General features: G+C 66.2%; 21 protein-coding genes and 1 pseudogene. 13 read left to right on the plus strand and 9 right to left on the minus strand.

Annotated features, from left to right (window positions below; translation table 11 throughout):
* Positions 1-27 precede the first annotated feature (27 nt).
* The gene (locus tag WT53_RS00165; protein WP_034209027.1) at positions 28-948 is read left to right on the plus strand and encodes a LysR family transcriptional regulator; all 921 of its coding nucleotides are present in this window, start codon (positions 28-30) and stop codon (positions 946-948) included.
* 189 nt (positions 949-1137) lie between these two features.
* Here WT53_RS00165 and WT53_RS00170 read toward each other — a convergent pair whose 3' ends face one another.
* Complete coding sequence (locus WT53_RS00170) at positions 1138-2058, minus strand: LysR family transcriptional regulator (protein WP_034209026.1); 921 nt, start codon at positions 2056-2058, stop codon at positions 1138-1140.
* Between the two features lie 81 nt (positions 2059-2139).
* On the opposite strand from WT53_RS00170, the gene WT53_RS00175 reads away from it, so the two are divergent.
* From WT53_RS00175 to WT53_RS00200, 6 genes are all read left to right on the plus strand, one after another.
* Complete coding sequence (locus WT53_RS00175) at positions 2140-3090, plus strand: ketopantoate reductase family protein (protein ID WP_060258083.1); 951 nt, start codon at positions 2140-2142, stop codon at positions 3088-3090.
* Positions 3087-3479 (plus strand): VOC family protein, encoded by a 393-nt coding sequence (locus WT53_RS00180; protein ID WP_027786521.1) that lies wholly within the window; start codon positions 3087-3089, stop codon positions 3477-3479. Before WT53_RS00175 ends, WT53_RS00180 begins: the two co-directional genes overlap by 4 nt.
* A 2-nt stretch (positions 3480-3481) precedes the next feature.
* Positions 3482-3940, plus strand: a complete 459-nt coding sequence (locus tag WT53_RS00185; RefSeq protein WP_034209024.1) for a MaoC family dehydratase — start codon at positions 3482-3484, stop codon at positions 3938-3940.
* On the plus strand, positions 3940-5163 hold the full coding sequence (locus tag WT53_RS00190; protein ID WP_060258087.1) for a CaiB/BaiF CoA-transferase family protein: 1224 nt from the start codon (positions 3940-3942) through the stop codon (positions 5161-5163). The genes WT53_RS00185 and WT53_RS00190 overlap by 1 nt, the downstream gene beginning before the upstream one ends.
* Positions 5160-5993: a shikimate dehydrogenase gene (gene aroE, locus WT53_RS00195; RefSeq protein WP_059827474.1), complete on the plus strand. Its 834-nt coding sequence runs from the start codon at positions 5160-5162 to the stop codon at positions 5991-5993. The genes WT53_RS00190 and aroE overlap by 4 nt, the downstream gene beginning before the upstream one ends.
* Positions 5994-6178: 185 nt before the next feature.
* The gene (locus tag WT53_RS00200) at positions 6179-7411 is read left to right on the plus strand and encodes an MFS transporter (protein WP_059827476.1); all 1233 of its coding nucleotides are present in this window, start codon (positions 6179-6181) and stop codon (positions 7409-7411) included.
* Positions 7412-7718: 307 nt separating this feature from the next.
* Here the strand turns inward: WT53_RS00200 and WT53_RS00205 are convergent, their stop codons facing one another.
* Both WT53_RS00205 and WT53_RS00210 read right to left on the minus strand, forming a co-directional pair.
* Positions 7719-8657: a PLP-dependent cysteine synthase family protein gene (locus WT53_RS00205; RefSeq protein WP_060258090.1), complete on the minus strand. Its 939-nt coding sequence runs from the start codon at positions 8655-8657 to the stop codon at positions 7719-7721.
* Between the two features lie 241 nt (positions 8658-8898).
* A complete protein-coding gene (locus WT53_RS00210; RefSeq protein ID WP_060258093.1) occupies positions 8899-9765 on the minus strand; it encodes an NmrA family NAD(P)-binding protein in 867 nt (288 codons plus the stop codon).
* A 210-nt stretch (positions 9766-9975) separates the two neighbouring features.
* Here WT53_RS00210 and WT53_RS00215 point away from each other — a divergent pair, with 210 nt between their 5' ends.
* Positions 9976-10908, plus strand: a complete 933-nt coding sequence (locus WT53_RS00215) for a LysR family transcriptional regulator (RefSeq protein WP_034209018.1) — start codon at positions 9976-9978, stop codon at positions 10906-10908.
* A gap of 132 nt (positions 10909-11040) precedes the next feature.
* Here WT53_RS00215 and WT53_RS00220 read toward each other — a convergent pair whose 3' ends face one another.
* The gene (locus WT53_RS00220; protein ID WP_034209017.1) at positions 11041-12003 is read right to left on the minus strand and encodes a helix-turn-helix domain-containing protein; all 963 of its coding nucleotides are present in this window, start codon (positions 12001-12003) and stop codon (positions 11041-11043) included.
* Positions 12004-12044: 41 nt separating this feature from the next.
* On the opposite strand from WT53_RS00220, the pseudogene WT53_RS00225 reads away from it, so the two are divergent.
* The 5 genes and pseudogenes from WT53_RS00225 to WT53_RS00235 form a co-directional block, all read left to right on the plus strand.
* Positions 12045-12278: pseudogene (locus WT53_RS00225) on the plus strand (NADP oxidoreductase coenzyme); the annotation flags it as partial.
* 310 nt (positions 12279-12588) lie between these two features.
* Positions 12589-13140 carry a hypothetical protein gene (locus tag WT53_RS33240; RefSeq protein ID WP_155294502.1) on the plus strand — a complete coding sequence of 184 codons (552 nt, stop codon included), beginning with the start codon at positions 12589-12591 and terminating at the stop codon, positions 13138-13140.
* A gap of 167 nt (positions 13141-13307) precedes the next feature.
* A complete protein-coding gene (locus tag WT53_RS00230; RefSeq protein WP_034209468.1) occupies positions 13308-13982 on the plus strand; it encodes a hypothetical protein in 675 nt (224 codons plus the stop codon).
* Between the two features lie 252 nt (positions 13983-14234).
* Positions 14235-14582 carry a hypothetical protein gene (locus tag WT53_RS33245; protein WP_155294501.1) on the plus strand — a complete coding sequence of 116 codons (348 nt, stop codon included), beginning with the start codon at positions 14235-14237 and terminating at the stop codon, positions 14580-14582.
* Positions 14583-14859: 277 nt separating this feature from the next.
* Complete coding sequence (locus WT53_RS00235) at positions 14860-15093, plus strand: hypothetical protein (protein WP_011549124.1); 234 nt, start codon at positions 14860-14862, stop codon at positions 15091-15093.
* Positions 15094-15171: 78 nt separating this feature from the next.
* On the opposite strand, the gene WT53_RS00240 is transcribed toward WT53_RS00235, so the two are convergent.
* The 5 genes from WT53_RS00240 to uca form a co-directional block, all read right to left on the minus strand.
* Complete coding sequence (locus tag WT53_RS00240) at positions 15172-15909, minus strand: transporter substrate-binding domain-containing protein (RefSeq protein ID WP_060258096.1); 738 nt, start codon at positions 15907-15909, stop codon at positions 15172-15174.
* Between the two features lie 206 nt (positions 15910-16115).
* Complete coding sequence (locus tag WT53_RS00245) at positions 16116-17027, minus strand: ABC transporter ATP-binding protein (protein ID WP_034209015.1); 912 nt, start codon at positions 17025-17027, stop codon at positions 16116-16118.
* 45 nt (positions 17028-17072) lie between these two features.
* Positions 17073-18047 carry an ABC transporter permease gene (locus WT53_RS00250; protein WP_060258099.1) on the minus strand — a complete coding sequence of 325 codons (975 nt, stop codon included), beginning with the start codon at positions 18045-18047 and terminating at the stop codon, positions 17073-17075.
* 64 nt (positions 18048-18111) lie between these two features.
* The gene (atzF, locus tag WT53_RS00255) at positions 18112-19983 is read right to left on the minus strand and encodes an allophanate hydrolase (protein WP_034209013.1); all 1872 of its coding nucleotides are present in this window, start codon (positions 19981-19983) and stop codon (positions 18112-18114) included.
* Positions 19980-23591 carry an urea carboxylase gene (uca, locus tag WT53_RS00260; protein WP_034209012.1) on the minus strand — a complete coding sequence of 1204 codons (3612 nt, stop codon included), beginning with the start codon at positions 23589-23591 and terminating at the stop codon, positions 19980-19982. The genes atzF and uca overlap by 4 nt, the downstream gene beginning before the upstream one ends.
* Positions 23592-23622: the final 31 nt, after the last annotated feature.

The raw sequence follows: 23622 nt of genomic DNA on the forward strand, positions 1-23622 counted from the left end.
TGAAACAGAATCCAGTACCATTGCGCAATGGATCTCCTCAAGGCGATGACCGTATTCGTCCGTATCGTGGAAACGGGTAGCCTGACCGCAGCCGCGCAAGCGTCCAACCTGTCGCCGACCATGGTCGGCAACTACCTTCAGGCTTTGGAAAACCGGCTGGGCGCGGTCCTCGTGCACCGCACGACCCGTAAGCAGAAAGTCAGCGCGTTCGGCCACGCTTACTACGAGCGATGCGTCGAAGTCCTCGGCCTGGTCGACGACACGGAACAGCTTGCGCTCGCTCACCTCCAGCAGCCGCGGGGGCGTTTGCGCGTGACCGCGCCCGTCGTGTTTACGAACGAGTGCCTGGTTCCCGCGCTCGCGGACTATTACCCGCGCTACCCCGAGGTCCAGCTCGATATCGTCGCAACCGACTCGCTCGCCGATCTGTTCGACGACGGTTTCGAGGCAGCCATTCGCATCGGCGCGCTCGCCAACCCGGATGTGGTGGCGCGGCCGCTGGCGCCCTATCGGCTGGTGCTGTGCGCGTCGCCCGCTTACGTTCGCGAACACGGTGTGCCGACTACGCCGCAAGCGCTTGCCGAGCATCAATGCCTGACGTATGCGTATCCGCCCCGATCGGAATGGCACGCGGCGCAACCTCGATGGATGCTGGAAGGTCCGGACGGGCCGACGAGCATCGCCGTGGACGGCAGGCTGAAAATCGACAGTGCGGACGCGTTGCGCCGGGCGGCATTGAGAGGGCTCGGTATCGCGATGCTTCCGTCCATGTTGATACGCGACGACATTCGCGACGCGCGCCTCGTCGAGATCATGCCGGACTTCGCCGGGCCGGAACGGCCGATGAATCTGCTTTATCTGCAGGAGAGGCGGAAATCGCCGAAGCTTCGTAGCTTTACCGAATTCGTGGTCGAACGGTTCGGCGCCGAAACGGCCTCCCGGGCGTAATGCGGCTGCCGTCCCTGCTCAAGGCCGGGCACCTCGGCGAAACCGCGAAACTGGAGTTGCCGCCCCTCGATCAAGCACGACCTCGCCGCGCAGATCGTCTATCGATGATCGGCTTTCGGGCGCGGCCGAATCGGAAGCGCCCGAAAGCCGCGCCGCCTCCGGCGTCCATCGCGAACGCCGAAGCCACAGTCAATGCGAAGCACCGAACAATCGAATCACGACACCTCGCAGCCACCGGTTGCCGGCCTCGTGGTGATAGCGCGCGTGCCAATGCTGCCGCACCGCGAACCCGTCGACCGGGATCGGGCATGCATGCACCGCCAGATCGTTGACCTGGGCCAGCGTCTCGCCGATATGACGCGGTAGCGTCGTGATCAGGTCGGTCGTCTGCACGATCGCCCCCAAGCCCAGAAAACCCGGCAATTCCAGCACCACGTCGCGCTCGATGCGCGCCTGCCGCAGCGCCTGTTCGAGGAGTTGCGCGCCGGTTCCGGCCGTAATCGCGACATGCCCTTCCGAACGATATTGCTTTACCCCGAGCCGGCCGCGAATCCTCGGGTGATGTCGATTCACCAGACAAATCCAGTCCTGGTCATACAGCTTCTGCTGATAAATGCCGCCGCCGAGCCACGGCACGTAGCCGATCGCGAGATCGGCTTCGCCCGATTCGAGCGCCCGCTCCGTATTGCCGTCGATCCGTGCGGCTTCCAGCCGGACGCCGGGCGCCTGCGCGCGAACATGGGCCAGCAGCCGCGGCAGCAGCGTGACGTGGCTCGCATCGGTCATGCAGATGCGAAAGCGCCGCTGGGCGGTCGCGGGATCGAAGGCGATTTCCCACGCAGTGAAGCGCCGCAGCGATTCGAGGATTTCCCGGCATGGCCCGATCAACGCGTCGGCTTGCGGCGTCGGCGCCATGCCGCCGGGCGTGCGAATGAAGAGCGGATCGTGCAGGTGCTCCCGCAAGTGCCCGAGCCAGATGCTGACGGTCGGCTGGCTCTGGCCGAGCTGCTCGGCGACGCGCGTGACGCTGCGCACGTCGTACAGGAGATCGAATAGCTGAAGCAGTTTCAGGTCCGGCAGATCGGCTGGCATCGGCGCGTTATTGTCCATGGCAATGACGCCATTGTATCCATTGCATTGTCGACATGAGCGCCGGCTTCTATCGTGAGGCCACACGTCAAGGAGACAGCATTGAAAATCGCGATTCTGGGAGCCGGCGCACTGGGTTGCGCGATCGGCGCCACCCTCACCGAAGGCGGTCACGAGACCTGGTTGATCGACCGCTCGCCCACGCACGTCGATACGATGCGGCGCGACGGCCTGCGGGTCGACGACGCCGGCGGCTCCCGGCACGTCCGCGTTCACGCGACGACGCAGGCTGCCGAAGTCGGCGCGGCCGACCTGGTGGTGGTGCTGGTCAAGTCGTTCCACACCGACGCGGCCATCCGCGGCGCCCGCTCACTCGTCGGGCCCGATACCGTCGTGCTGTCGCTGCAGAACGGCCTCGGACACGAAGACATCCTGAGCGACGCCGTCGGCCGCGAGCGCGTGCTCGCGGGCAAGACCTACGTCGGCGGCGTGCTTCGCGGGCCGGGCCATATCGAATCCGGCGTCATCGGCAAGGCCACCTACATCGGCGAACTCGACGGCCGCATCACGCCGCGGGTGCGGGCGATCGCCGACGCGTTCGATACCGCCGGCCTCGCGACGACGATCAGCGACAACATCGTCGGCACGATGTGGGACAAGCTGCTCGTGAACGTCGCGACCGGCGCGCTGACCGGCGTCACCGGCCTCACCTACGGCCAGCTTTACGACGAGCCGCTGCTGAAGGCGACGTCGCTCGCGGCTGTCGCCGAGGCGATCGCGGCGGCGCAGGCGGCCGGCGTCAGGCTGTCGATGACCGATCCCGAACAGGCGTGGACGCTCGCCGCCGAGGGGCTGCCCGCGGCCTTCAAGACCTCGATGTTGCAAAGCCTGGAGAAAGGCTCGATCACCGAGATCGACTTCATCAACGGTTCGGTCGTGCGCGCCGGGCAGCGCTACGGCGTGCCGACCCCGGTCAACGCCACGCTCGTCGCCTGCATCAAGGGGCTGGAGCGCGCGATGGCCGATCGCCGGCGCGAGGAGGCTGCCGCATGAATGCCACGAAAGCCTATCTCGAGCACGTTGCGATCTGGGTGAAGGACATCCGGTGGCACATCCGCTTCTTCGAGGACGTGCTCGGCATGACGCTGCGCGAAGTGGACGGCACGCTCGACGCGCCGCGACAGTACTGGACGCTCGGCGGCCTGCAGTTCATCCACGCGCCGGAACACGACGGCCCCGAAGGCAGGCTCGCGCATCTCGGCGTGATGTGCGAAGACCTGGAGGCCGCGCTGGCCGCGGCGCGGCGGTTCGACGTGACGGAGATGCCGCAGGGACGCAACTGGCTTCGCCTGCCCGACGGGCTCGCCGTCGAACTGATTCAGGCCCGGCCGGCGTCCTGCGTCGCGCAGGCACTGGCGATCGACCCGCGCGCGGAGGCATGACCATGACCATCGTCGAGAAATACTGGGACGACGCCCGCGAGGGCGACACGTGCACGAGCCCGAGCTACGTCGTGACCAAGGAACGCATTCTCGCGTATGCCGACCTCACCGGCGACCATACGCCCGTTCACGTGGACGAGGATTACGCGAACGCCAGCCATTTCGGCTGCCTCGTCGCGCACGGACTGTTCGGCCTGTCCGTCGCCGACGGCCTGAAGACCCAGAGCGACTATCGGTTCCTGCCGGGCATGTCGCTCGGCTGGACCTGGGATTTCCTGCTGCCGATCAAGGTCGGCGACGTGCTGCACGTGACGTTCCGCGTCGGTTCGATGCGGGCGAGCAAGAGCCGCCCGGACTGGGGCATCGTCGTGCTGCCGTCGGAACTGATCAATCAGGACGGGCAGGTCGTTCAACGCGGCGAACATCGTCTGATGGTGCCGCGCCGTCCGGAGGCACGGTGATGCAGGCTCGTCCCCTCGAAGGCATTCGCGTCGTCGACTACAGCCACTTTCTCGCCGGCCCGTATGTCGGGCGCTGTCTCGCCGCGCTCGGCGCCGAAGTCATCAAGGTCGAGCGTCCCGGCGCCGGCGACGCCGGGCGCCAGCACGCGACCGTGCTCGACGACCAGCAAAGCGGCTACTTCCTGCAGCTCAACATGGGCAAGCGCGGCGTGAGCGTGAACATGAAGGATGCGCGCGGCAAGGCGTTCATGCAGCGGCTGTGCGACTCCGCCGACGTCTTCATCGAGAACTACCGGCCGGGCGCGCTGGACAAGCTCGGGCTCGGCTATGCCGAACTGTCGGCGCGCAATCCGGGCCTCGTCTACTGCTCGATTTCGGCGTACGGGCACACCGGCCCCGACGCGCATCGCGCGGGCTTCGGGCTGATCGCCGAAGCGAAGAGCGGGATCATGCAGATGGTCGGCACGCCCGGCGAGCGGCCGCCGCTGCTGCGCATTTCGCTCGGCGACATGTACACCGGCATACATGCGGTCGCGGCGATCAATGCCGCGCTGCTCGGGCGCGTGAAGAGCGGCCGCGGGCAACACGTCGACATGGCGCTGTACGACACGCTGGTGTCGATGCACGAATACGCGGTGCAGTGCTACACGCTGCAGGGCGTGCTGCCCGAGCAGACCGGGCACGACATGCCGACGTCGACACTCTACGGCGTGTTCCGTGCCGCTGACGGCGATCTCGTGATCGCCGCGCAGGTCGACGATGCGTGGAAGCGCTTCGCCGACCTGATCGCGACGCACGGCGGCCCGGCGGGTTTCGGCGCCGACACGCGGTTTCACGACAGCACCGGCCGCAACGCACACCGCGCGGAGATCCTGTCGGTGGTCGAGCCGTGGGTGGCCGCGCGTTCCGTCGCGTCGGTACTGGACCTGCTGGACGGCATCGACGTTCCTTGCGCGAAGGTGCAGCGCATCGACGAGGTGTTGAACGATCCGCAGATCCAGGCCAGGGGCATGGTCGTCGAGCAACAGCATCCGCGCTACGGGACGCTGCGTCTGCCCAACCTGCCGTTCCGGTTTTCCGATTGCGATACGACGATTCGCGACGTCGCGCCCGACCTCGGGCAGCACAACGCGGAAGTCGCGCGCTCCCTCGGGTTCGATTCGGCCGAAATCGACGCGATGCAGGCCGATGGCGTCCTCTATTCGAAAGCGAGCCAACGATGACTGATCGATACGCGGTGATCGGCAATCCGATCGGACACACGAAATCCCCGCTGATTCACGGCCTCTTCGCGCAAGAGACGCGACAGGACCTCCGCTATACGGCGATCGAAGGCCCGCTCGAGCCGGCAGGTGCTTTTGCTGCAACGGTGCGTGCGTTTTTCGATGGCGGCGGCAAGGGCATCAACGTCACCGCGCCGTTCAAGCTCGACGCGTTCGCGATGTCGGACGAACGCAGCGAGCGTGCGCGGCTCGCGGGCGCGGCCAACGCACTCAAGTTCGACGGCGGCCGCATCCTGGCGGACAACTTCGACGGCATCGGGCTGGTTCGCGATATCGAAGCGAATCTCAATCTGCCGATGGCCGGCAAGCGCGTGCTGGTGCTCGGTGCGGGCGGCGCGGCGCGCGGCGCGCTGTTGCCGTTCCTCGAAGCCGGCCCGGCGGAACTCGTGATCGCGAATCGCGACGTCGACAAGGCGCGTGCACTGGCCGCGCAGGTGGCCGGGCGCGGTCCGCTCGTGGCCGGCAGCTACGCGGACCTCGCGCGGATGGGACGTTTCGACCTCGTCGTCAATGCGACGTCGGCCAGCCTGACCGGCGATCTGCCGCCCGTCCCGCCGAGCGTGTTCAGTCCGACGGGAACCGCCTACGAACTCGCCTATGGCAAGCGGCTCACGCCGTTCCTCCGGCTCGCGAAAAACGCGGGCGTGCACGGGATCGCGGACGGCGTCGGCATGCTGGTCGAGCAGGCGGCCGAGGCGTTCGCATGGTGGCGCGGCGTGCGCCCCGCGACCAGTGCGGTGATCGACCGGCTGGCCGTGCCGTTCGACTGAACACGCGATGGGGTGTCGGCATGCAGCCGATCCCGATGCGCGACGGCATCGAACGCGGCAGGGGCGGCAGGCGCGATCGGGTAGACTCGGCGCGTCCATACGAATGCGCCGCGTCGCGCGACGTTGCGTTGCCGCCGCCCGCTTCCCCCGCCCCTTCCCCGCCCTAGACCGTGCCGAACCCCGTCATGCCGGACACCACGCGCCCCGCTCGCCTGAACTTCGCGCTCATGTTGCCGCTGTTGCTGGCGGCCCAGCCGGTGGCGACCGACAGTTATCTGCCTGCGCTGCCTGAAATCGCCGCGACGCTGGGCTCCGCCAGCGTCAGCCTCACGGTGTTCGCATTGATATTCGGTGTCGGACAGTTGCCGATGGGCAGTCTGTCGGACCGGTTCGGCCGTCGCCCCGTCTTGCTGGCCGGCCTGACGCTCTATGCGCTGACCGCATTGGCGGCGGCGCTCGCGTCGACCGCCGCGATGCTGGTGACCGCGCGTGCGATGCAGGGCTTTGCCATGGCCGCGATACTGGTATGCGCCCGTGCGGCGGTGCGCGACCGGTATTCGGCGGGCGACGGCCCGTACGTGATGGCACGCGGCTTCATGGGAATGGGGATGATGGCGTTCCTCGCCCCGATCGTCGGGGCATACGTCACGCAGCACGCCGGCTGGCGATGGGTACTCGCGGGGATGAGCCTGTATGCGTTCGGCTTGCTCGTCATGTGCGCGTACGGCTTCGAGGAAAGCGCCGCGAGAATCGCGCCGCGCCGGAACTCGGCCGGGGACGTGCGCGAGATATTCGGCAATGCTCCGTTCAGGGTATGGACGCTGCTGGCCGCGTCGACGTACACCGGCATGTTCTGTTTTCTGCTGCTTTCTCCGACGATCTATATCCGGCAGTTCGGCATCTCGCCGCAGCGATACGGCTGGATCCCGGCGAGCGGGACGCTCGTCTACGTCCTGAGCACCTTTGGCTGCCGGCAGTTGCTGCGACGTCAAAGCATGCTGCGCACGGTGCGCCAGGGCGCAACGTTGAGCCTGTCAGGGGCGGTGATCCAGGCTTTGGGGTGTGCGCTGCTTCCCGGCAGCATCTGGCCGCTGCTCGTCGGGCATGGCGTGTATTGCCTCGGCCACGGCATCCATCAGCCGTGCGGGCAGGCAGGCGCGGTCAGCGGCCTGCCTCACCTTGCCGGTCGCGCGGTATCGTGGTCCGGCTTCATCATGATGTTCTTCGCGTTCGGCGTGGGACAGACGGCGGCGGTTTTCACCGATCCGCGCTATCAGTCGGGCGCGTGGCCGATGGTGGCGCCGATGCTCGTCGTCGGCGTCACGCTGGTCGCGATCGCGTTTGCGTGGTTGCCGAAAATCGGCGATGCAACTTTGGTCGCGGCAACGGTTCCGGCGCGCGCGGTGGAAGGTCGCTGAGTTGCGGTGGAGAATCGGCGGGTGAAGATCGCACGGCAGCGCCGGCAGATGCCAGTCGAACGCGAAACCCGTCGCGCGATAGTCGGCCACGATCTCGTCGCCCCCACGATGCTGGAGGCAAGGTCGGTACCGCGTCGTCGCGTTCGGTGCTGCTCGGCGGATCTCGAACAGGCACGGCAACCGCGAACCAAAGCGCCGCGCCGATCAGCCGATCCGGCGCGGACGAAACGCTCTCGGCTATCGGGAAAGCGGGAGGTACTGCGTTTTTCATGCACGCGGATCTCGCCGACCCAAGCCCCCCAAACCATCAGCCCATCGTTTGCGCGAACGACTTCAGATACTTCATGCCCGTGTCGCACATGATCGTCACGATCGTGGCGTCCGGGCCGAGCCGTTCGGCGAGTCGCAATGCGCCGGTTACGTTGGCGCCGGTCGACGTACCGCAGAACAGCCCCTCCTCGGCGGCCAGCCGGAACGCCATGGCTCTCGCGTCCTCCGTCGAGACGCGCTCGAGTTCGTCCGCGATACCGTCGCGCCAAAGCGGCACGACATAGCCCGCGCCGATTCCGTCGATCTTGTGCGCCCCGGTCGGCCCACCCGACAGCACCGCCGATTCGGCCGGCTCGACACCGGCGATCCGGATGCGTGCGTCATGCTCGCGCAAGCGCCGCGAAATCCCGCGCAGCGACGCAGCGGTACCGACGCTCTGGACGAAACCGTCGAGACGGCCGCCGGTCTGCTCCCAGATCTCGTCGGCCATCTTCGTATAAGCGCCGAGCTGATCGGCGTTTTCCATCTGTGCGGTGAGGTATGCGCCCGTCTCGCCGGCAATCCGATGCGCTTCGCGAATCATGTCCTTCGTCAGCTTCTCGGTTTGCTTGCCGTTGTCGCTGGGGACGAGCGTCAGCTTCGCGCCGAGCAAGCGCATGTGATCGAGCTTCTCCTTCGCGAACGCATCCGATGAAACCAGATGCAGCGGATGCCGCTTGACGGCGCACACCAGCGCGAGCGACACGCCCGTGCTGCCGCCGGTGTACTCCACCACCGCGCCGCCGGGCGGCAGACGCCCATCGCGCTCGGGCGCTTCGATCATCGCCAGCGCGATCCGGTCTTTCATGCTGCCGGTCGGATTCTGGCTTTCGAGCTTGACGAACAGACGCGCGCCGTTCTTCGGGACAACATATCGTAACGGGACGAGCGGCGTGTTGCCGATCGTGTCGAGGATGCTGCCGGGAGTCGATTTCATGTTGATCTCTGAAGTGAACGAGCCGGTACGAGCAGGCGGATGGCGGTTGAACAGATCCGGGAATGCCGGAAATGCTTCGCAGTCTAGACGCGCGACGAGGCCTTGCGCCATAGTCATAAATGACATTAATGGCGGCATTTACGACATCCCTTCGGCATGGAAGCCGCTCTCCGCCTGATCGGAAATCCGATGCATGGACGGGCGCGGCGCAAGCGCACCACGCGTCGCCCGCCGCATTCGTTCAGACCGTACGCGACACCATCTCGCCCAGCACCGTGTCCAGCGCGACATGGCCGCGCAAGATATCGTCAGGATAGCTGTCGAAATCGATCCAGCCTTCGTTGAAGCCGTCCAGCATGCGCATGCGCGGGAGCGGATGTTTCATGCCCTGCGCGCGAAACAGCGCTTCCCACGTTCGCCTGTCGACGGCTTCCGCGCGCACGTCCCGGCCCAACACGCGAGCGAAGGCCAGCGCGAGATCGTGGGGGCTCACCCGGCGCGGGCCTTCGAGCTCGACGACACGCACCCCGCTCCACGTCTGCTGCAGCAGTTCCGCCGCAACACGGCCCACGTCCGCGGTGGCGACCATCGGCACGGGCTTGTCGAGCGGCTGCAGGTAACTGGCGACGACGCCCCCGTCGCGCGCGAACGCGACATCCCACGCGGCGTTCTCCATGAACCAGCCGGGCCGCAGGAACGTCACCGGCATCGGCATCTCGCACAGCGCCTGCTCCATCAGCGTGAGCTGCGTGAGCAGATTGGTCTCGTGGGCCTGCGCGCCGATCGTCGACAGGCAGACGACCTTTTCCGGACGCGCCGTCAGAAGCGCGGCGGATACGGCTTCGATCACCTTCCGCGCCTCGGGAAACCCGGGTGCCGGATCGAACACCGGTGGCAGCAGGATGAAAACGCCCGACGCGCCGGCGAACGCGGCGGCAAGCGACGCAGGGTCTTCCATGACCGCGGTCGCCATCTCGCACCCGCGCTCCGCCCATGCCCTTGCCCGCGTCGTGTCGCGTACGACCGCGCGCACCGGCCGCCGCGCGGCCAGCAGCTCGCGGGCCAGTGCGCCGCCGACCTGGCCGGTGATTCCTGTGATGGCATACATTGCTCGTTCTCCATGTGTGAATACGTGGGTCGCATTCTGGACAAACGCCGAACGAAACAAAACGACATGGATGGCATCAGATCAGTGACAACGTGTCATCAATTGGGCATGATCGACGCGGACGCCCGGCGGCACCGCGCCGCGCAGCGTTCGCGCGTCGGCCGTCCGTGGGCCGCTCGCCACCCGCTCCCCGTATTCACTCGAACGACGATGAGATCCAGTAGCGAAAAACTGTCCGGCAGCATCAGCGTGTTCGCCGCCGTGGTCGATGCCGGGACGTTCGCGGCTGCCGCCGACGTGATCGGCATGACGCCGCCGGGCGTCAGCCGAGCGATTGCCCGGCTGGAAAGAAGGCTGAACATCCGGCTGTTCAACCGAACGACGCGATCCGTGTCGCTCACCGAAGAGGGCCGCCGCTTTTACGAGCAGGTCATGCCGCATCTCGCCGGGCTGGAGGAAGCCGCCGCGGCGGCCGCAGGCGGCGCCTCCGTCGTGCGCGGAAAGCTGCGAATCAATCTGGATCCGGTCGTCTACCGGGCCATTCTCGGGCCACGGCTCGATGCGTTCATGGACGCGCATCCCGAGCTCGACATCGAGCTCATCGCGCGAGACAGCCTCGGCGACCTCGTCATGGACGGCTTCGACCTCGCCGTGCGATTCGGCGAACCGCGGGCGTCCAGCCTGATCGCGAGAAAGCTGCTCGACACCGGCGTCGTGACGGTCGCGGCGCCCTCGTACATCGCGCGCCGGGGACGGCCGGCAAAACCCCAGGACCTCGAGAACGGACTCCACCGCTGCCTGGAATTTCGCAACCCCGAGACAGGCAAGCCGTTCGCGTGGGAATTCCATCGCAAGCGCAAACGCATCGTGGTCGACACCCGCGGACGCCTCACGGTCAACGATCCGGGCGCGCTGCTCAATGCATGCCTCGCCGGTTCCGGAATCGCGCAGATGCTGTTGCTCGGCGCCGAGCCGCTGATCGCCGACGGCCGGTTGATCGATCTCTTTCCCGAATGGGCCGACGAGCGGTATCCGTTGTACGCGTACTACCCATCCCGGCATCACGTGCCGGCAAAGACGCGCGCGTTCCTGGATTTCATGATCGAACTGACGGGCGTTCACGCGGACGTCGGCACGCGCTAGCGCGGTTCCGGCGGAGCCCACGGAACCTTGCCTCGGCATGCGCGGCGTACGACGGCGCCGCCGTCGACGCGGCGACGGCGTTCGAGCCCAGTCGCCCGCGTTGGCGAAGCAACACCGGCCGTACCGAGGACGCTACCGATTGTCGGCGCGCAATTCCCGCACCCCACGGCCGAGCCGGCGCCGCAACAAGGCCCGCAACGTCGCCGCATCCGCATAGCCGACCTCGCTTGCGATCGTCTCCAGGTCGTAACCCATCGACACGAGGTTCTGCGCCCGTTCGATCCGGAGATCCTGGAAGAACGCCAGCGGCGACTTCCCGAGTACCGCCTCGGTACGACGCTGCAACGTGCGCGGTCCGACGGCCAATGCCGCTGCGGCTGCCTGAAGCGAGAAACCCCGGGAAAGATTCTCGCGAGCCCAGCGCTCGAATCGCGCGACCAATGGATCGGCGTGTGCAAGGTAATCCGGAATGATGTATTCGGCTTGCGACGCGCGCTTGTCGATCAACATGAAGCGCGCCACGAGCGTGGCCAGCTCGGGACTGGCCTGACGCAGCAACCACAGCGCCAAATCCAGATGGCCCATGGCCGATCCTGCCGTGATCAGGCGATCCGCGGCGACGACCATGCGTGACTCGTTCAGATCGACCGCCGGATAACGTTGACGGAAAAAAGGCGACAGCGACCACGTGGTCGTCGCCTCGCGATGATCCAGAAGCCCGGCTTCGGCCAGCACGAACGTACCGATGCAGGCGGCGGCCACGCCGATGCCGCCAGCATGCCACGCACGAAGGTGCGCCATCGCATCGCGCACGTCTCGACGCTCCAGCGCCTGGGCCAGGCGCTCCGGCTCCCGGATACCGGGCGCGGGCACGACCACCCAGTCCGGGTGGCGCACGCCGCTTGCCGATTCCACCGGCATCGACAATCCATGCGCGGTGCGAATGCGTTTGCGCACGCCCGCCACCGTCACGTCGAAGGGTGGCGCGGCAAAGCCTTGAGCAGCAGCCAGTTCGTTGGCCATCGCGAAGGTATCCAGCAGCACCGTGAGCCCGGTATCGAACAGACCGTCGAGGGCCAGGATAGTCAATCTCATGTCGTAGACGTCGCTATGGATATCGTTTACGACTATAGCCCAACCATCTGGTCGCCTCCGTTCTCGGCCAGGACCCGGCCGTCCACGGTGGCAGGAGAGTCGTGTTTCTGGCGAGCGACGACGACGAGGCCGCGGCGGAGGTCGGTGCGCTGGCGGAACAACTCGGCTTCGCGCCGATCCGGCTCGGCCGGCTTTCGGAAGGCGGATGGCTGGTGCACGCGCGCGGAAAAAGCTGGGGATACCTGATCTTCAAGGACCTGATCAGCTTTGGCTGACGGAGCCCGGTTTCCACGTATTTCGCCGAATCGAATGGATCGTTGCCGGGCGCCGCCGACGCCCGAACGGCGACGTGCGCGAATGACCGAACGCGTCCGGCTACAGTCGGACGCGTTCGGCTGTTGCCGACCCGGAGCGGTCCTTCGATCCAGACGGCATATACGACCGGTTCCAACATAGAAGAGTCACTCGGGAGCGAGGGATGATCAACGCCTCATGGGCAATTTCCATTGATGGCTACGCCATCGACCGGATAGGATCAGGGACCGAGAACGTTGTGGACTTCCGCGAACGAGTGGCGATCAAATCATGAACTATTTGGACTCTGCATTTGCTCAACTGGCCTTCGCAGCAAAGCTTTATGACTACGCCGAGCATGAAAAGCTCGACATCGCGGAACTTGACCAGCCCTTGACATTTGAGGACGGACCTAGCGTTTGGGTCCTTCCAGACCAAATCTTCCACTCGTATGACGATTTGCGACTGGCCTGCGCAAACCAACTCTCGGTTGCATTCGGCGCCGCCGCAATAACCCTCAATCGTTGCAGGGAAGAATATGAGCAAGCAAGCGGCAGGTCACTACTAGCCACCAACGGCGCTGTGCCGACCTCTGAGGATGAGCATTTCGCAGAACTGGTCTATCAAATCCGCAATGCATTCGCGCACGATATTTCTGAGCCCCGTTGGGAAATCCGTGGCGCAGCGCGTCGGCGTCCATACATGGTCGACCGAGTAGGCGATACGGCCCGCATCATGGTCGATCTAACAAATTTACATGGGCACGCGTTTGAGTATGCCCACATCGACGGGATTGACACACTTCACCGGCTGCGAGAATTTGGTCAACGTTATTGGGGATAACGTCGACGGTGCTGCTATCCCCAAGCCAGCCGAATTTGGAACCTCGTTGGCAGTCGAACATCGACGAGATCATTGTCCCCGCGATTTTCCGTAGTCAAGCATCTGGAGAGAGGGCAAGACCGACGCGAAAGTCGGCAAACGCAAGACGTCTAGGAAGGAGCGCAATGATGAGCAAAGATGACAAAATGAAGAGGCTGCTGAACGATGAGCTAACCGACAAGGAAACGTACTTCGTCGGCAAGATTGTCGCCGCTTGGGCCTCTCTGGAACATGAGGTGTTCGTACAAACACTACATACGTACGTACCCGCTGATGACCGAGAGGAATTGCCGAAGCTGCCTAAAGAGATGAACAACATACAGTTCACGGGCGTGTTGCGCCTGTGGAAAGAGCGTGTGGTGGATCATGCCAACAGTAAGCGCCGGGAGAAGTTGGAAAGGGTCCATGAGGGCATTTTGCGAGGTCTCGAGTATCGCAAAGCGATAGTGCACGGGATGTGGCACTGGTCACTGGACAATGTCGAGCGCATCACGTCAACGCGTATCGTCGGAAAACAGATTATCTCTGTTCACTTCGATGCCGAAGGGCTTTATTCATTCATGACAGATCTGCAGGAGATCAACTTCGATCTCCATTATCCGCGCGGACCGGGTGAACTTGCCATGCAGAGAAGCAAAGAGGGACTTCACATTAGTCGCCGGTTCGCCGCGATGATGACCGGGAAGCTTGACGATGCGTGGCTCCCCGTGCGGTCCGGGAAAACATTAGAGCAAACGCTGCAGATTGATACGCGCGGCTCGGGAGACGAAGAAGACAAGAGCACAGACGATCCGAACCCTTAATTGTCGCCAACACATCTATCGACATTGCGCTCTGTTTGCTGCGACAGGTGCCAGTGGCTGAAGCCGCCAACAAACAGGCATTCAAGTGACCGGCACGCATGGCGGCCAAACGGCCGTTTCTGGCCGGATGCCGCTCTATGCTGCCCCGCGCCGCTCCACGACACCTTCGCGCCCTCCTTGCGACCACCCGGCTTTCTCCTAAGCCGTCATTCGTGTTAGCGTAATCCACTCCCTACCGTTCCGGTTTCTGCCGTGGCTTATCAACTGCACATCGAACGTGATCCGTCCATCTCGCTGGATGAATGGCGGGCCGCTATCCTCGGGCAAGCCTCTTTAAAAGAAGACGAGCACCCGGTCACGTCGGTGAATCCAGTGACGGGCGAAAGGATTTCGATTCCGGGAAGACCTGGCGGTGTCGCGGTCCTTGTCGATGGCGAATGGATCAAGGCCTTTAGCTGGAATCAGGGCCGTGCAAGTTTCAACGCGCCTCGGAATCTATCCGCGGTCGATCCAACGATGGCGGCGGCTATGCAACTGGCCGTGGCGCTTTCTGCCGTCATCCGGGGCGACGAAGGCGAGGTCTACCCGCTTGCTGGCTGAATTCCGCCGGCCGCTGCTCTGCGACGGGCGACTTCCGACCCAGAACGGCCCTTCAGATTTATCCAAAGCAGCCAATCGTTGTGACCTGCGGCGGGGTTTTATAGCCACGCTCGATGAGTATCTTGGCCTCGGCGCGACTGCGGAATCATTCCCGATTAAATCGCTTCTCCCGCAGCGTGCCGTTGGAACCTTCAACGGAGTCGTTCTGCCAAGGGCGGCAAGAACGGACACAGCGTGTACGATCTGGTCTTCAAGAAAACCATCCAAGGAGAGAGGAATGAATCCGGAACAGGCCCGAGCCGAAGAAACCCAGGCGATGGAGCGCATGGTGGCCGCCACGCTGCGCGTGCAGAGTACGTTCGCCTCGATGCAGAAGCAATTTCCGCCGCAAGGCAGCGGCGAGCCTTCGCCGTTCGCGCTGCAAACCTTTGATGCCGCTCTGCAGGAACTTGAAGACGCACAGGCCGCGTTCGATGCGCTGCTGAACGATCTGATCGACGGTAACCGCTAAAGGCTACGCCCTTATCCGCACCGATTGTCGACGATCTAAAAAGCTGTGTCGAACGGCCGTTCGCGGCCGCGTGCCTACCTATCCTGTCTGCAACACGGCCGGATCGATTTCGCGCGCGGTCAGCCCGAATTTCGCCATGCGGGCGCGATGATCCGGCGAGCCGAGATATGAACGAAGCCGTCGGTTAACCGCCGTCAGAAGATCCCGGTTTTCCCGGTTGAACGAAAACGCGCCCAGCGGAGGCGTCCGCTGGTTGCCGTTTACCTCCGGCTCGTGCCCGACGTCCTCGATCATCGAGCGGCCTATCCGGCTCGCAACGATCCGGTTTCCCAAAGCCGTGCTCGCGTAGGCGTCGATCACGCCGGAGAGAACGGCCGCGATCGCGTCGGCTTGCTGTTCGAAGACGACGATCTGCCGCCGACTCACGCCCGACGCGATCGCGGAATCATGCTGCACCTGCCCTGCAATGATGCCGAGACGCGCATCGGGACGTTCGGCGATCGACGCATAGCTGCGCAGCGCCTTCGGGTTGCCGGGCCGGACCAGAAAGCCGTCGTCGATCGCCCACACCGGCACGCTGAACGCGACGGTATCGGCACGCTTCGGCGTCACGAAAAGCGGCACGTTCATGTCCCAGCGACCTGCTTCGACGCCCGGCAGCAATTCGCTAAACGTCGTCGGGCAATACTCGATCCGGGTGATGCCTATCTGCCGGAGAATCGTCCCCGCGAGGTCGAGATCGGCGCCGGTGGCGGTGCCGTCCGCTTCGGTCCAGCCGAACGGCGGTTCTTCGATGTATGCAATGGTCAACTTCATCGCTTTCTCTCGCAAGCCGAAGAATCGATCGGGAATTCATCAGCTTACCGTGGGAAGTCGAGGTCCACTAAGGTCGACAAAATTATTCCGGGTGTATGCAGGTTGATGACATTTTCTTGACGCAACCGCCGATGAAGTCATCGATCCGGACATCGACCGCCTGATGCGATAGGCGTGCCGGCGTGGCGGAACGAATTGGCTCCGCGCTATTCGACGTTATCCGCGACATCCGTCATCCGGATCATGTGAGGCTTGATGCCGTCGTCTTCCGCCGTCGCGGCTTCCTTCGGATGGATCAGCGCCTCGAGCCGCGCCTTCGTCGCGATGAACTCCGGCGTATTGACCTGCGAATAATCGCGCGGCCGCGGCACCGGCACCTCGATCAGCTCCTGTACCCCGCCCGGATTCGCCTTCAGCACGAGAATCCGGTCGGCCAGAAAGATCGCCTCGTCGAGGTCGTGCGTGATGAACAGGATCGTCACGTCGATGTTGCGCCAGATGTCGAGCAGGTGCGTCTGCATCCTTGCACGCGTCTGCGCGTCCAGCGCGCCGAACGGCTCGTCCATCAGCAGGATGCGCGGACGATTTGCGAGCGCGCGCGCAATCGCCACGCGCTGCTTCATGCCGCCCGACAACTGGTGCGGATACACGTCGGCAAAACGCGTCAGCCCGACGAGATCGAGCCACTGCAACGCCTCGCGCTCGGCCTCGCCGCTGCCGCTGCCGTTCATGCGCAGGCCGAACATCACGTTCTTCTTCACCGTGAGCCACGGAAACAGCGTATAGCCCTGGAATACCATCCCGCGATCGGCGCCCGGCCCGTCCACCGGCTTGCCGTCGAGCAGCACCTCGCCGCTCGTCTGCGCGTCGAGCCCGGCGAGGATCCGGATCAACGTCGACTTGCCGCAGCCGGACGGGCCGATCACGCACACGAACTCGCGCCGGTGCGTGCGGAAGCTGATGTCGTCGAGCGCGACGCACTCGCCCTGCGGCGTCGCGAAACGCTTGCCGACGTGCCGCACGTCGAGTATCACGTCGCGGGCCTTCAGGCGTGCGAAGCGCTCGCGCACCGCGTCGGATTGAATCAGGTAATCGGGAACGGCTTGCGGGTTCTGCATGATGCCCTCTGCGGAAATCGGTCGATGGATACGTGCGGGCGGCGCTCACGCTTTCAGCGTGCGGTCCCACGGAAAGAGCCGGCGGCCGAGCAGCCCGAGCACGATGTCGGTGCCGAGGCCGATGATCCCGATCATCAGGATTGCCGCATACACGTTGTCGAAATGCTGGTAGCGCGCCTGCTGACTGATGTACCAGGTGATGCCCGAACTCGTGCCCACCAGCTCGGCGACGATCAGGTAAGTCCACGCCCAGCCGAGCAGGATCCGCTGATCGCGATACAAATCCGGCAGCACGCCCGGAATCACCACGTGCGTGAGCAGCTTCAGCTTCTTCGTGCCGAGCGTCATCGCGGCCTCGAACAGCCCGTATTCGAGCTTGCGCGTGGTGTTCGCGACGATCAGCACCTGCTGGAACAGCGTGCCGATCACGATGATCGCGATCTTCGGCGCGTCGTAGATGCCGAGAATCGCGACCATCAGCGCGCCGAACGCGGGCGCCGGCAGGTAGCGGAAGAACTCCAGGAACGGCTCCTGCAGCCGCGCGAGCGCGCTGAACGTGCCGCAAACGATGCCGAGCGGCACGCCGATCGCCGACGAAATCGCGAAGCCCCAGAAAATGATGCGGATGCTGTGCCACAGGCTTTCGTGCAGCCACACGCCGTCGCGCGATGCGGGCGGTGTCGTGAACGCCGTGTAGAACGCGCGCAACACCTGATGCGGCGCCGGCAGGTAGACCGGATTCGCGCGCACGCCCTCCGGTACCGCCGCATGCGTCGCACGCGCATGCGCGAGCTCGTCGTCGAACACGTCGCGGTCGATCTGCATGCCGGTCTGGAAATAGTCGACGCTTCCCGGGTTCGTGATGCGCATTTGCGGATGCCAGACGAACGGTACGTAGCTGATCAGGCACCAGACGGCGAACGGCAGCAGGAACGACGCCAGCCCGAGCGTCCATTTGCCGCGCGTCGTCAGCTCGCGGCGTACGGCGAGCCATCCGGTCGTGTTGCGGGTCATTGTCATCGGGATCTCCGTATCGTTTCGGATGCCGGTCGCGCGGATACCGCGGCATCGCGCGACCGTGCGTTCATTGCAGTGCGCCGCCGGCGGCTTGCGCGCGATAAGCCCGCCAGCCGCCGAAGCGCGTGATGTCCTGCGCATCGTCGAGCGCCACGCTCTCGCACAGGAAGCCCTGCACGCGCGAACCGTCGGCGAGTGTCAGCGTGCCGATGCCGAGCGGGGCAGCAATCCCGGCGACGAAGCTGCCGTAAGCCTCGACCGGCATCTCCCAGACCTCGACCGCGATCGGCGCGCCTCCTTCCGGCACGCGCACGAGCCCCGGTTTGGCGACGCCGCCGCTTGCGTCGGCGGACAGCGCATAGAGGCGGTAGGCCGGCGCGGTCGTGGTCGCGGCGACGAAGCGCGCGCCGCGCTGCGTGAGCTGCCCGTTCAACGGCTCGCCGCGCAGGTGCGCGCCGACGACGGCTACCCGCACGACACCCGCGGCTGCGACACGCGCCGACATCGCGGCCGCAGGCGGCGGAACGTCGTCGACGGCGGCCGCGCCGTCGCCCCACGCGTGCGCGAGATCGAGCAGCCGCGCATCGTCGTGCGCGCGGCCGACGAACGTGATCCCGAACGGCAAGCCCGCATGCGGCCCGGTTGCACACGTGCCCGCCGGCACCGCGATCGCCGACAGGTCGAGCAGGTTCACGAAGTTCGTGTAGTAGCCGAAGTGCGAATTGATCGCGATCGGATCGGCTTCGAGCGCATCGACGGTCGCGGTCGTCGCCGAGGTCGGCATCACGATCGCGTCGAGGCCGTCCCACGCGCGGGCCGAGTCGACGCGCAGTCCGGCAAGCCGATCGAATGCGGCGAACGCATCGGCGGCGCTGAAGCGCGACGCACCGCCGACGATCTCGCGAATCACCGGATGCAGCGCATCGGGTTCCCGCGCGGCGAATGCGCCGATCGCGGCCAGCCGCTCGGCGACCCACGGGCCGTCGTACAGCAGCCGCGCGGCGGCCAGGAACGGGCCGAAGTCGATCTCGACGACCCGCGCGCCGGTCGTACGCAGTCGCTCCAGCGCCGCGCCCCACGCCGCACGGTACGAGTCGTCGCCGAAGAATTCGAGCTGATCGGCTCGCGGCACGCCGAAACGCAATTGCCCGAGCGGGCGTGCCGGCTGCGCGCGCAAACCGTCCGCACCCAACAGCGGCTGCCACGCGCGCCCGTACGGATCGCCTTCCGTCACGCCGTGCGCGGCGGCGAACACGGTGCGCGCGTCGTCCGCCGAACGCGCGAACACCGACACGCAATCGAGCGACCGGCAGGCCGGCACCACGCCGAGCGTGCTCAGCACGCCGCGTGTCGGCTTGAGCCCGACGAGCCCGTGAAACGCGGCCGGCACGCGCCCGGAGCCGGCCGTGTCGGTGCCGAGCGAGAACGTCGCGACGCCAAGCGCGACCGCCACGGCCGACCCCGAGCTCGATCCGCCCGACGCATAGCGCGGATCGAGCGCGTTGCGGCACGCGCCATAAGGCGAGCGCTGCCCGGAGAGCCCGGTCGCGAACTGGTCGAGATTGGTCTTGCCGACGGGAATCGCGCCGGCCGCGATCAGTCGCTCGACCACAGGCGCGCTGCGCGCCGGCATGTACGCGTAAGCGGGGCAGCCTGCCGTCGTCGGTATGCCGGCGAGATCGATGTTGTCCTTGATCGCGAACGGTACGCCGTAAAGCGGCAACGACGCGATGTCGCGCCCGACGAGCGCGTCGGCATACGGCATCATCTCGTCGCGCGTCAGCGGCCGGATCCACGCATGGTGCGGGTCGCCCGCGTCGAAATGCGCGGCGATCGCGTCGACGAGCGCAGGCGGCGTCAGGCCGCCTGCCGCGTAGCGCGCGCGCAGCGCGGCGATCGAGTGCAGCCCGGGCAGGATCGAGCGTTGTGTCGTGCTCATGCGACCTCCTCGGCGGCGCCCGCCTTCATCACCATCAACCGCTGGCCGGCCACCACCGCCGCGCCGGGCGTGCAATCGATCGTCTCGATCGTGCCGTCTTCCGTTGCCGTCACCGCCACCTCCATCTTCATCGACTCGACGATCGCGACGACCTGCCCTTCGGTCACGCGCTCGCCGGCTTCCACCAGCACCTTCCACACGCTGCCCGATACGTCCGCGGCAATCGCCCGCTGCGTGCCGTCGAGCGCGGCCGCTGCCCGGTCCGCTTGCGCGTCGCCCTGCTCCGCGTCGCCGACGTATTCCGCATGGCCGGCCGCACGCCACCGCTCGCGCTCCGCGTCGAATGCTGCCTGCTGCGTTGCCTTGAACGCGGCGATCGAATCCGCTTCATCGCACAGCAAGCGGTTGTATTCGCGCAGATCGAACACGGATTCCTCGATCTTCAGCGTCGCGCGGCCCGCAATGAAATCCGCCCGCAACGCACTCAGCTCGGCCTCGCTGACTTCGTAGAAGCGGATCTCGTCGAAGAAACGCAGCAGCCACGGCTTGCCGGCCTCGAATTCGCGCGTGGTGCGATGGCGATTCCACATCTGCACGGTTCGGCCGACGAATTGATAGCCGCCCGGCCCTTCCATCCCGTACACGCACAAATACGCGCCGCCGATGCCGACCGCGTTCTCCGGCGTCCAGGTGCGCGCGGGGTTGTACTTCGTCGTCACGAGCCGGTGCCGCGGATCGATCGGCGTCGCGACGGGCGCACCGAGGTAGACGTCCCCAAGCCCCATCACCAGATAGCGCGCGTCGAACACGATGCGCTTCACATCGTCGATGCTCGGCAGACCGTTGATGCGCCGGATGAACTCGATATTGCTCGGGCACCACGGCGCATCGGGCCGCACCGACTGCATGTAGCGCTCGATCGCGACGCGCGTCGACGGGTCGTCCCACGACAGCGGCAGATGGACGATGCGGTTCGGCACGCGCATGTCGGCCACGTCGGGCAGCTCGCGTTCGGCGGCTTGCAGATGCGCGAGCAACGAGGCCAGCGGCAGCGTCCGTGCGTCGAACTGCACCTGGAGCGAGCGGATGCCCGGCGTCAGGTCGAGCATGCCGGGCAGCCGGTGCGCGTCGAGCCAGCACATCAGGGCGTGCACGCGAAAGCGCAGGTTCAGGTCGAGCACGAGCGGCCCGTATTCGACCAGCACGTTGCGATCGCCCGATCGCCGGTAGACGACGCCGATGCCGCCGCCGGCCGATGGGTCGCGATGCAGCACGCAATCGCCGGATGCGGCAGCGGCAACGTCGCTCGCCGACTGCACGACCGCGGCGGCCGATTTCCCGTCCGGCATCCCGGTCGACACGCCCGCGCGCACGAACCGCACGGTGTCGCCCGGCCGCAACTGCCCGAGCTTCCACAGCTCGTCGCGCACGACCGTGACCGGACACACGAAGCCGCCGAGGCTCGGCCCGTCCGGGCCGAGAATCACCGGCATGTCCCCGGTGAAATCGACGGCGCCGATCGCGTACGCGTTGTCGTGGATGTTCGACGGATGCAGCCCCGCCTCGCCGCCGTCCGCACGGGCCCATTGCGGCTTCGGGCCGATCAGCCGCACGCCCGTGCGGCTGGAGTTGTAATGGACGGTCCACTGCGTGCCATAGAGCATCGCGATATCGTCCGGCGTGAAGAAATCCGGCGCGCCATGCGGACCGTCGAGCACGCCGAGCGTCCACGCATGCGTCAGCGCGGGCACATCGGCCGCGGCCAGCGCCGCGCCGGCGTCGCCGCGCCCGGCGTCCGCGTGCAGATGCAGCACGTCGCCCTTGCGCAGCGCACGGCCGGCATGGCCGCCGAACTGGCCGAGCGTAAAGGTCGCCTTGCTGCCGAGATAGTCGGGCACCTGCAACCCGCCCTTGACGGCGAGACACGCGCGCACGCCCGCGCCCGTCACGCCGCCCAGCTTGAGTATCGCGCCCGGTCGTGCGCGCACGACCTGCCAGAACGGCGCCGGTTCACCGTCGAGCGTGGCCGCGAGCGGCGCGCCGCCGAGCACGAACAGCGTCGCGGTATTGAAGCGCAGCGTCGCGCCGACCATCGTGAATTCCAGTCCGGCCGCGTCGCGCGCGTTGCCGAGCAGCGCGTTCGCGAGGTCGAACGCGCGATCGTCCATCGGTCCCGATGGCGGCACGCCGACGCTCCAGTAACCGACGCGCCCGGGCGCCTGCTGCACGGTGGTCTGCACGCCGCCGTCGAGCACGTCGATCGTGTGCGGCGCGAACGCGAAACGCGACAGGAAGGCCGTCGTCGGCGCACCGCGCGCGAACGTGTCCGACCCGACGACGGCACGCAGGTAGTCGAGGTTGGTCTCGATTCCGTACAGCTCGGTACGGTCGAGCGCGGCACGCAGCGCGGCCAGCGCATCGCGCCGCGTGTCGCCGCGCACGATCAGCTTCGCGAGCAGCGGATCGTAATGTGCGCTGATCTCCGTGCCGGCCTCGATCCAGCCGTCGACCCGCACGTTCTCGGGAAACGCGACGTGCGTGAGCAGCCCGGCGCTCGGCTGGAACTGCTTGTGCGGATCTTCCGCGTAGAGCCGCACCTGGATGCTCGCGCCGCGCGGTGTGACGGCAAGCGTGTCGAGCGGCGGCAGGTTGCCTTCGGCCTGCAGGATCATCCATTCCACGAGATCGACGCCCGTCACTGCCTCGGTCACGCAATGCTCGACCTGCAGCCGCGTGTTCACCTCGAGGAAATAGAACCGCCGCGCGGTCGCGTCGAACACGAATTCGACCGTGCCGGCCGACGCGTAGCCCACCGCGCGTGCGAGCCGCACCGCGCTTGCGTGCAGCGCGTCGCGCTCGGCGTCGGTCAGCTCGGGCGCGGGCGTTTCCTCGATCACTTTCTGGTTGCGCCGCTGCACGGAGCAATCGCGTTCGCCGAGCGCGATCGCGCCGCCGCGGCCGTCGCCGAAGATCTGCACTTCGATGTGCCGCGCGTGTTCGACGAACTTCTCGAGATAAACGCCCGCATGCGCGAAGTTCGCGGTGCCGAGCCGCACGACGGATTCGAAAGCCGCGGCGAGTTGCGCGGCATCGCGGCACAGCGACATGCCGATGCCGCCGCCGCCCGCGGTGCTCTTCAGCATCACCGGATAGCCGATCGCGTCGGCTTCGGCGAGCGCCGTTGCCACGTCGTCGAGCAGCCCGGTGCCGGGCAGCAGCGCGACGCCGTGCGCGGCGGCGAGTTCGCGCGCGGTGTGCTTGAGGCCGAACGCGCGCATGTGATCGCCGCGCGGCCCGATGAACCGCAGGCCCGCCGCTTCGCATGCGTCGGCAAAGCCGGCGTGCTCGGACAGGAAACCGTAGCCGGGGTGCACGGCCTGCGCGCCGGTCTCGCGCGCGGCGGCGAGGATGGCCGCGACGTTCAGATAGCTGTCGACCGCCGGTGCGGGGCCGACACGCACGGCTTCGTCGGCGAGCGCCACGTGGCGCGCGTCGCGATCGGCATCCGAATAGATCGCGACCGACGCGATGCCGAGGCGCTTGAGCGTGCGGATCACGCGGCACGCAATTTCGCCGCGATTCGCGACGAGGACTTTAGCGAATCTCATGTTGCCTCCCGCAGGGCCGCGCCAAGGGGCG

This window comes from Burkholderia sp. MSMB2157WGS (assembly GCF_001532755.1).
In the GTDB taxonomy this organism is placed as follows: Bacteria; Pseudomonadota; Gammaproteobacteria; order Burkholderiales; family Burkholderiaceae; genus Burkholderia.

Bases quoted from the DNA above. Each gene is read 5' to 3' on its own strand.
- WT53_RS00230 (WP_034209468.1), top strand. From the start codon at position 13,308: ATGAGCAAAGATGACAAAATGAAGAGGCTGCTGAACGATGAGCTAACC.
- WT53_RS00180 (WP_027786521.1), top strand. From the start codon at position 3,087: ATGAATGCCACGAAAGCCTATCTCGAGCACGTTGCGATCTGGGTGAAG.
- WT53_RS00165 (WP_034209027.1), top strand. From the start codon at position 28: ATGGATCTCCTCAAGGCGATGACCGTATTCGTCCGTATCGTGGAAACG.
- WT53_RS00240 (WP_060258096.1), bottom strand. From the start codon at position 15,909: ATGAAGTTGACCATTGCATACATCGAAGAACCGCCGTTCGGCTGGACC.
- WT53_RS00190 (WP_060258087.1), top strand. From the start codon at position 3,940: ATGCAGGCTCGTCCCCTCGAAGGCATTCGCGTCGTCGACTACAGCCAC.
- WT53_RS00215 (WP_034209018.1), top strand. From the start codon at position 9,976: ATGAGATCCAGTAGCGAAAAACTGTCCGGCAGCATCAGCGTGTTCGCC.
- WT53_RS00235 (WP_011549124.1), top strand. From the start codon at position 14,860: ATGAATCCGGAACAGGCCCGAGCCGAAGAAACCCAGGCGATGGAGCGC.
- WT53_RS00250 (WP_060258099.1), bottom strand. From the start codon at position 18,047: ATGACAATGACCCGCAACACGACCGGATGGCTCGCCGTACGCCGCGAG.
- WT53_RS00170 (WP_034209026.1), bottom strand. From the start codon at position 2,058: ATGGACAATAACGCGCCGATGCCAGCCGATCTGCCGGACCTGAAACTG.
- WT53_RS00220 (WP_034209017.1), bottom strand. From the start codon at position 12,003: ATGAGATTGACTATCCTGGCCCTCGACGGTCTGTTCGATACCGGGCTC.
- WT53_RS00185 (WP_034209024.1), top strand. From the start codon at position 3,482: ATGACCATCGTCGAGAAATACTGGGACGACGCCCGCGAGGGCGACACG.
- WT53_RS00210 (WP_060258093.1), bottom strand. From the start codon at position 9,765: ATGTATGCCATCACAGGAATCACCGGCCAGGTCGGCGGCGCACTGGCC.
- WT53_RS00205 (WP_060258090.1), bottom strand. From the start codon at position 8,657: ATGAAATCGACTCCCGGCAGCATCCTCGACACGATCGGCAACACGCCG.
- aroE (WP_059827474.1), top strand. From the start codon at position 5,160: ATGACTGATCGATACGCGGTGATCGGCAATCCGATCGGACACACGAAA.
- atzF (WP_034209013.1), bottom strand. From the start codon at position 19,983: ATGAGCACGACACAACGCTCGATCCTGCCCGGGCTGCACTCGATCGCC.
- WT53_RS33240 (WP_155294502.1), top strand. From the start codon at position 12,589: ATGAACTATTTGGACTCTGCATTTGCTCAACTGGCCTTCGCAGCAAAG.
- WT53_RS00245 (WP_034209015.1), bottom strand. From the start codon at position 17,027: ATGCAGAACCCGCAAGCCGTTCCCGATTACCTGATTCAATCCGACGCG.
- WT53_RS00200 (WP_059827476.1), top strand. From the start codon at position 6,179: ATGCCGGACACCACGCGCCCCGCTCGCCTGAACTTCGCGCTCATGTTG.
- uca (WP_034209012.1), bottom strand. From the start codon at position 23,591: ATGAGATTCGCTAAAGTCCTCGTCGCGAATCGCGGCGAAATTGCGTGC.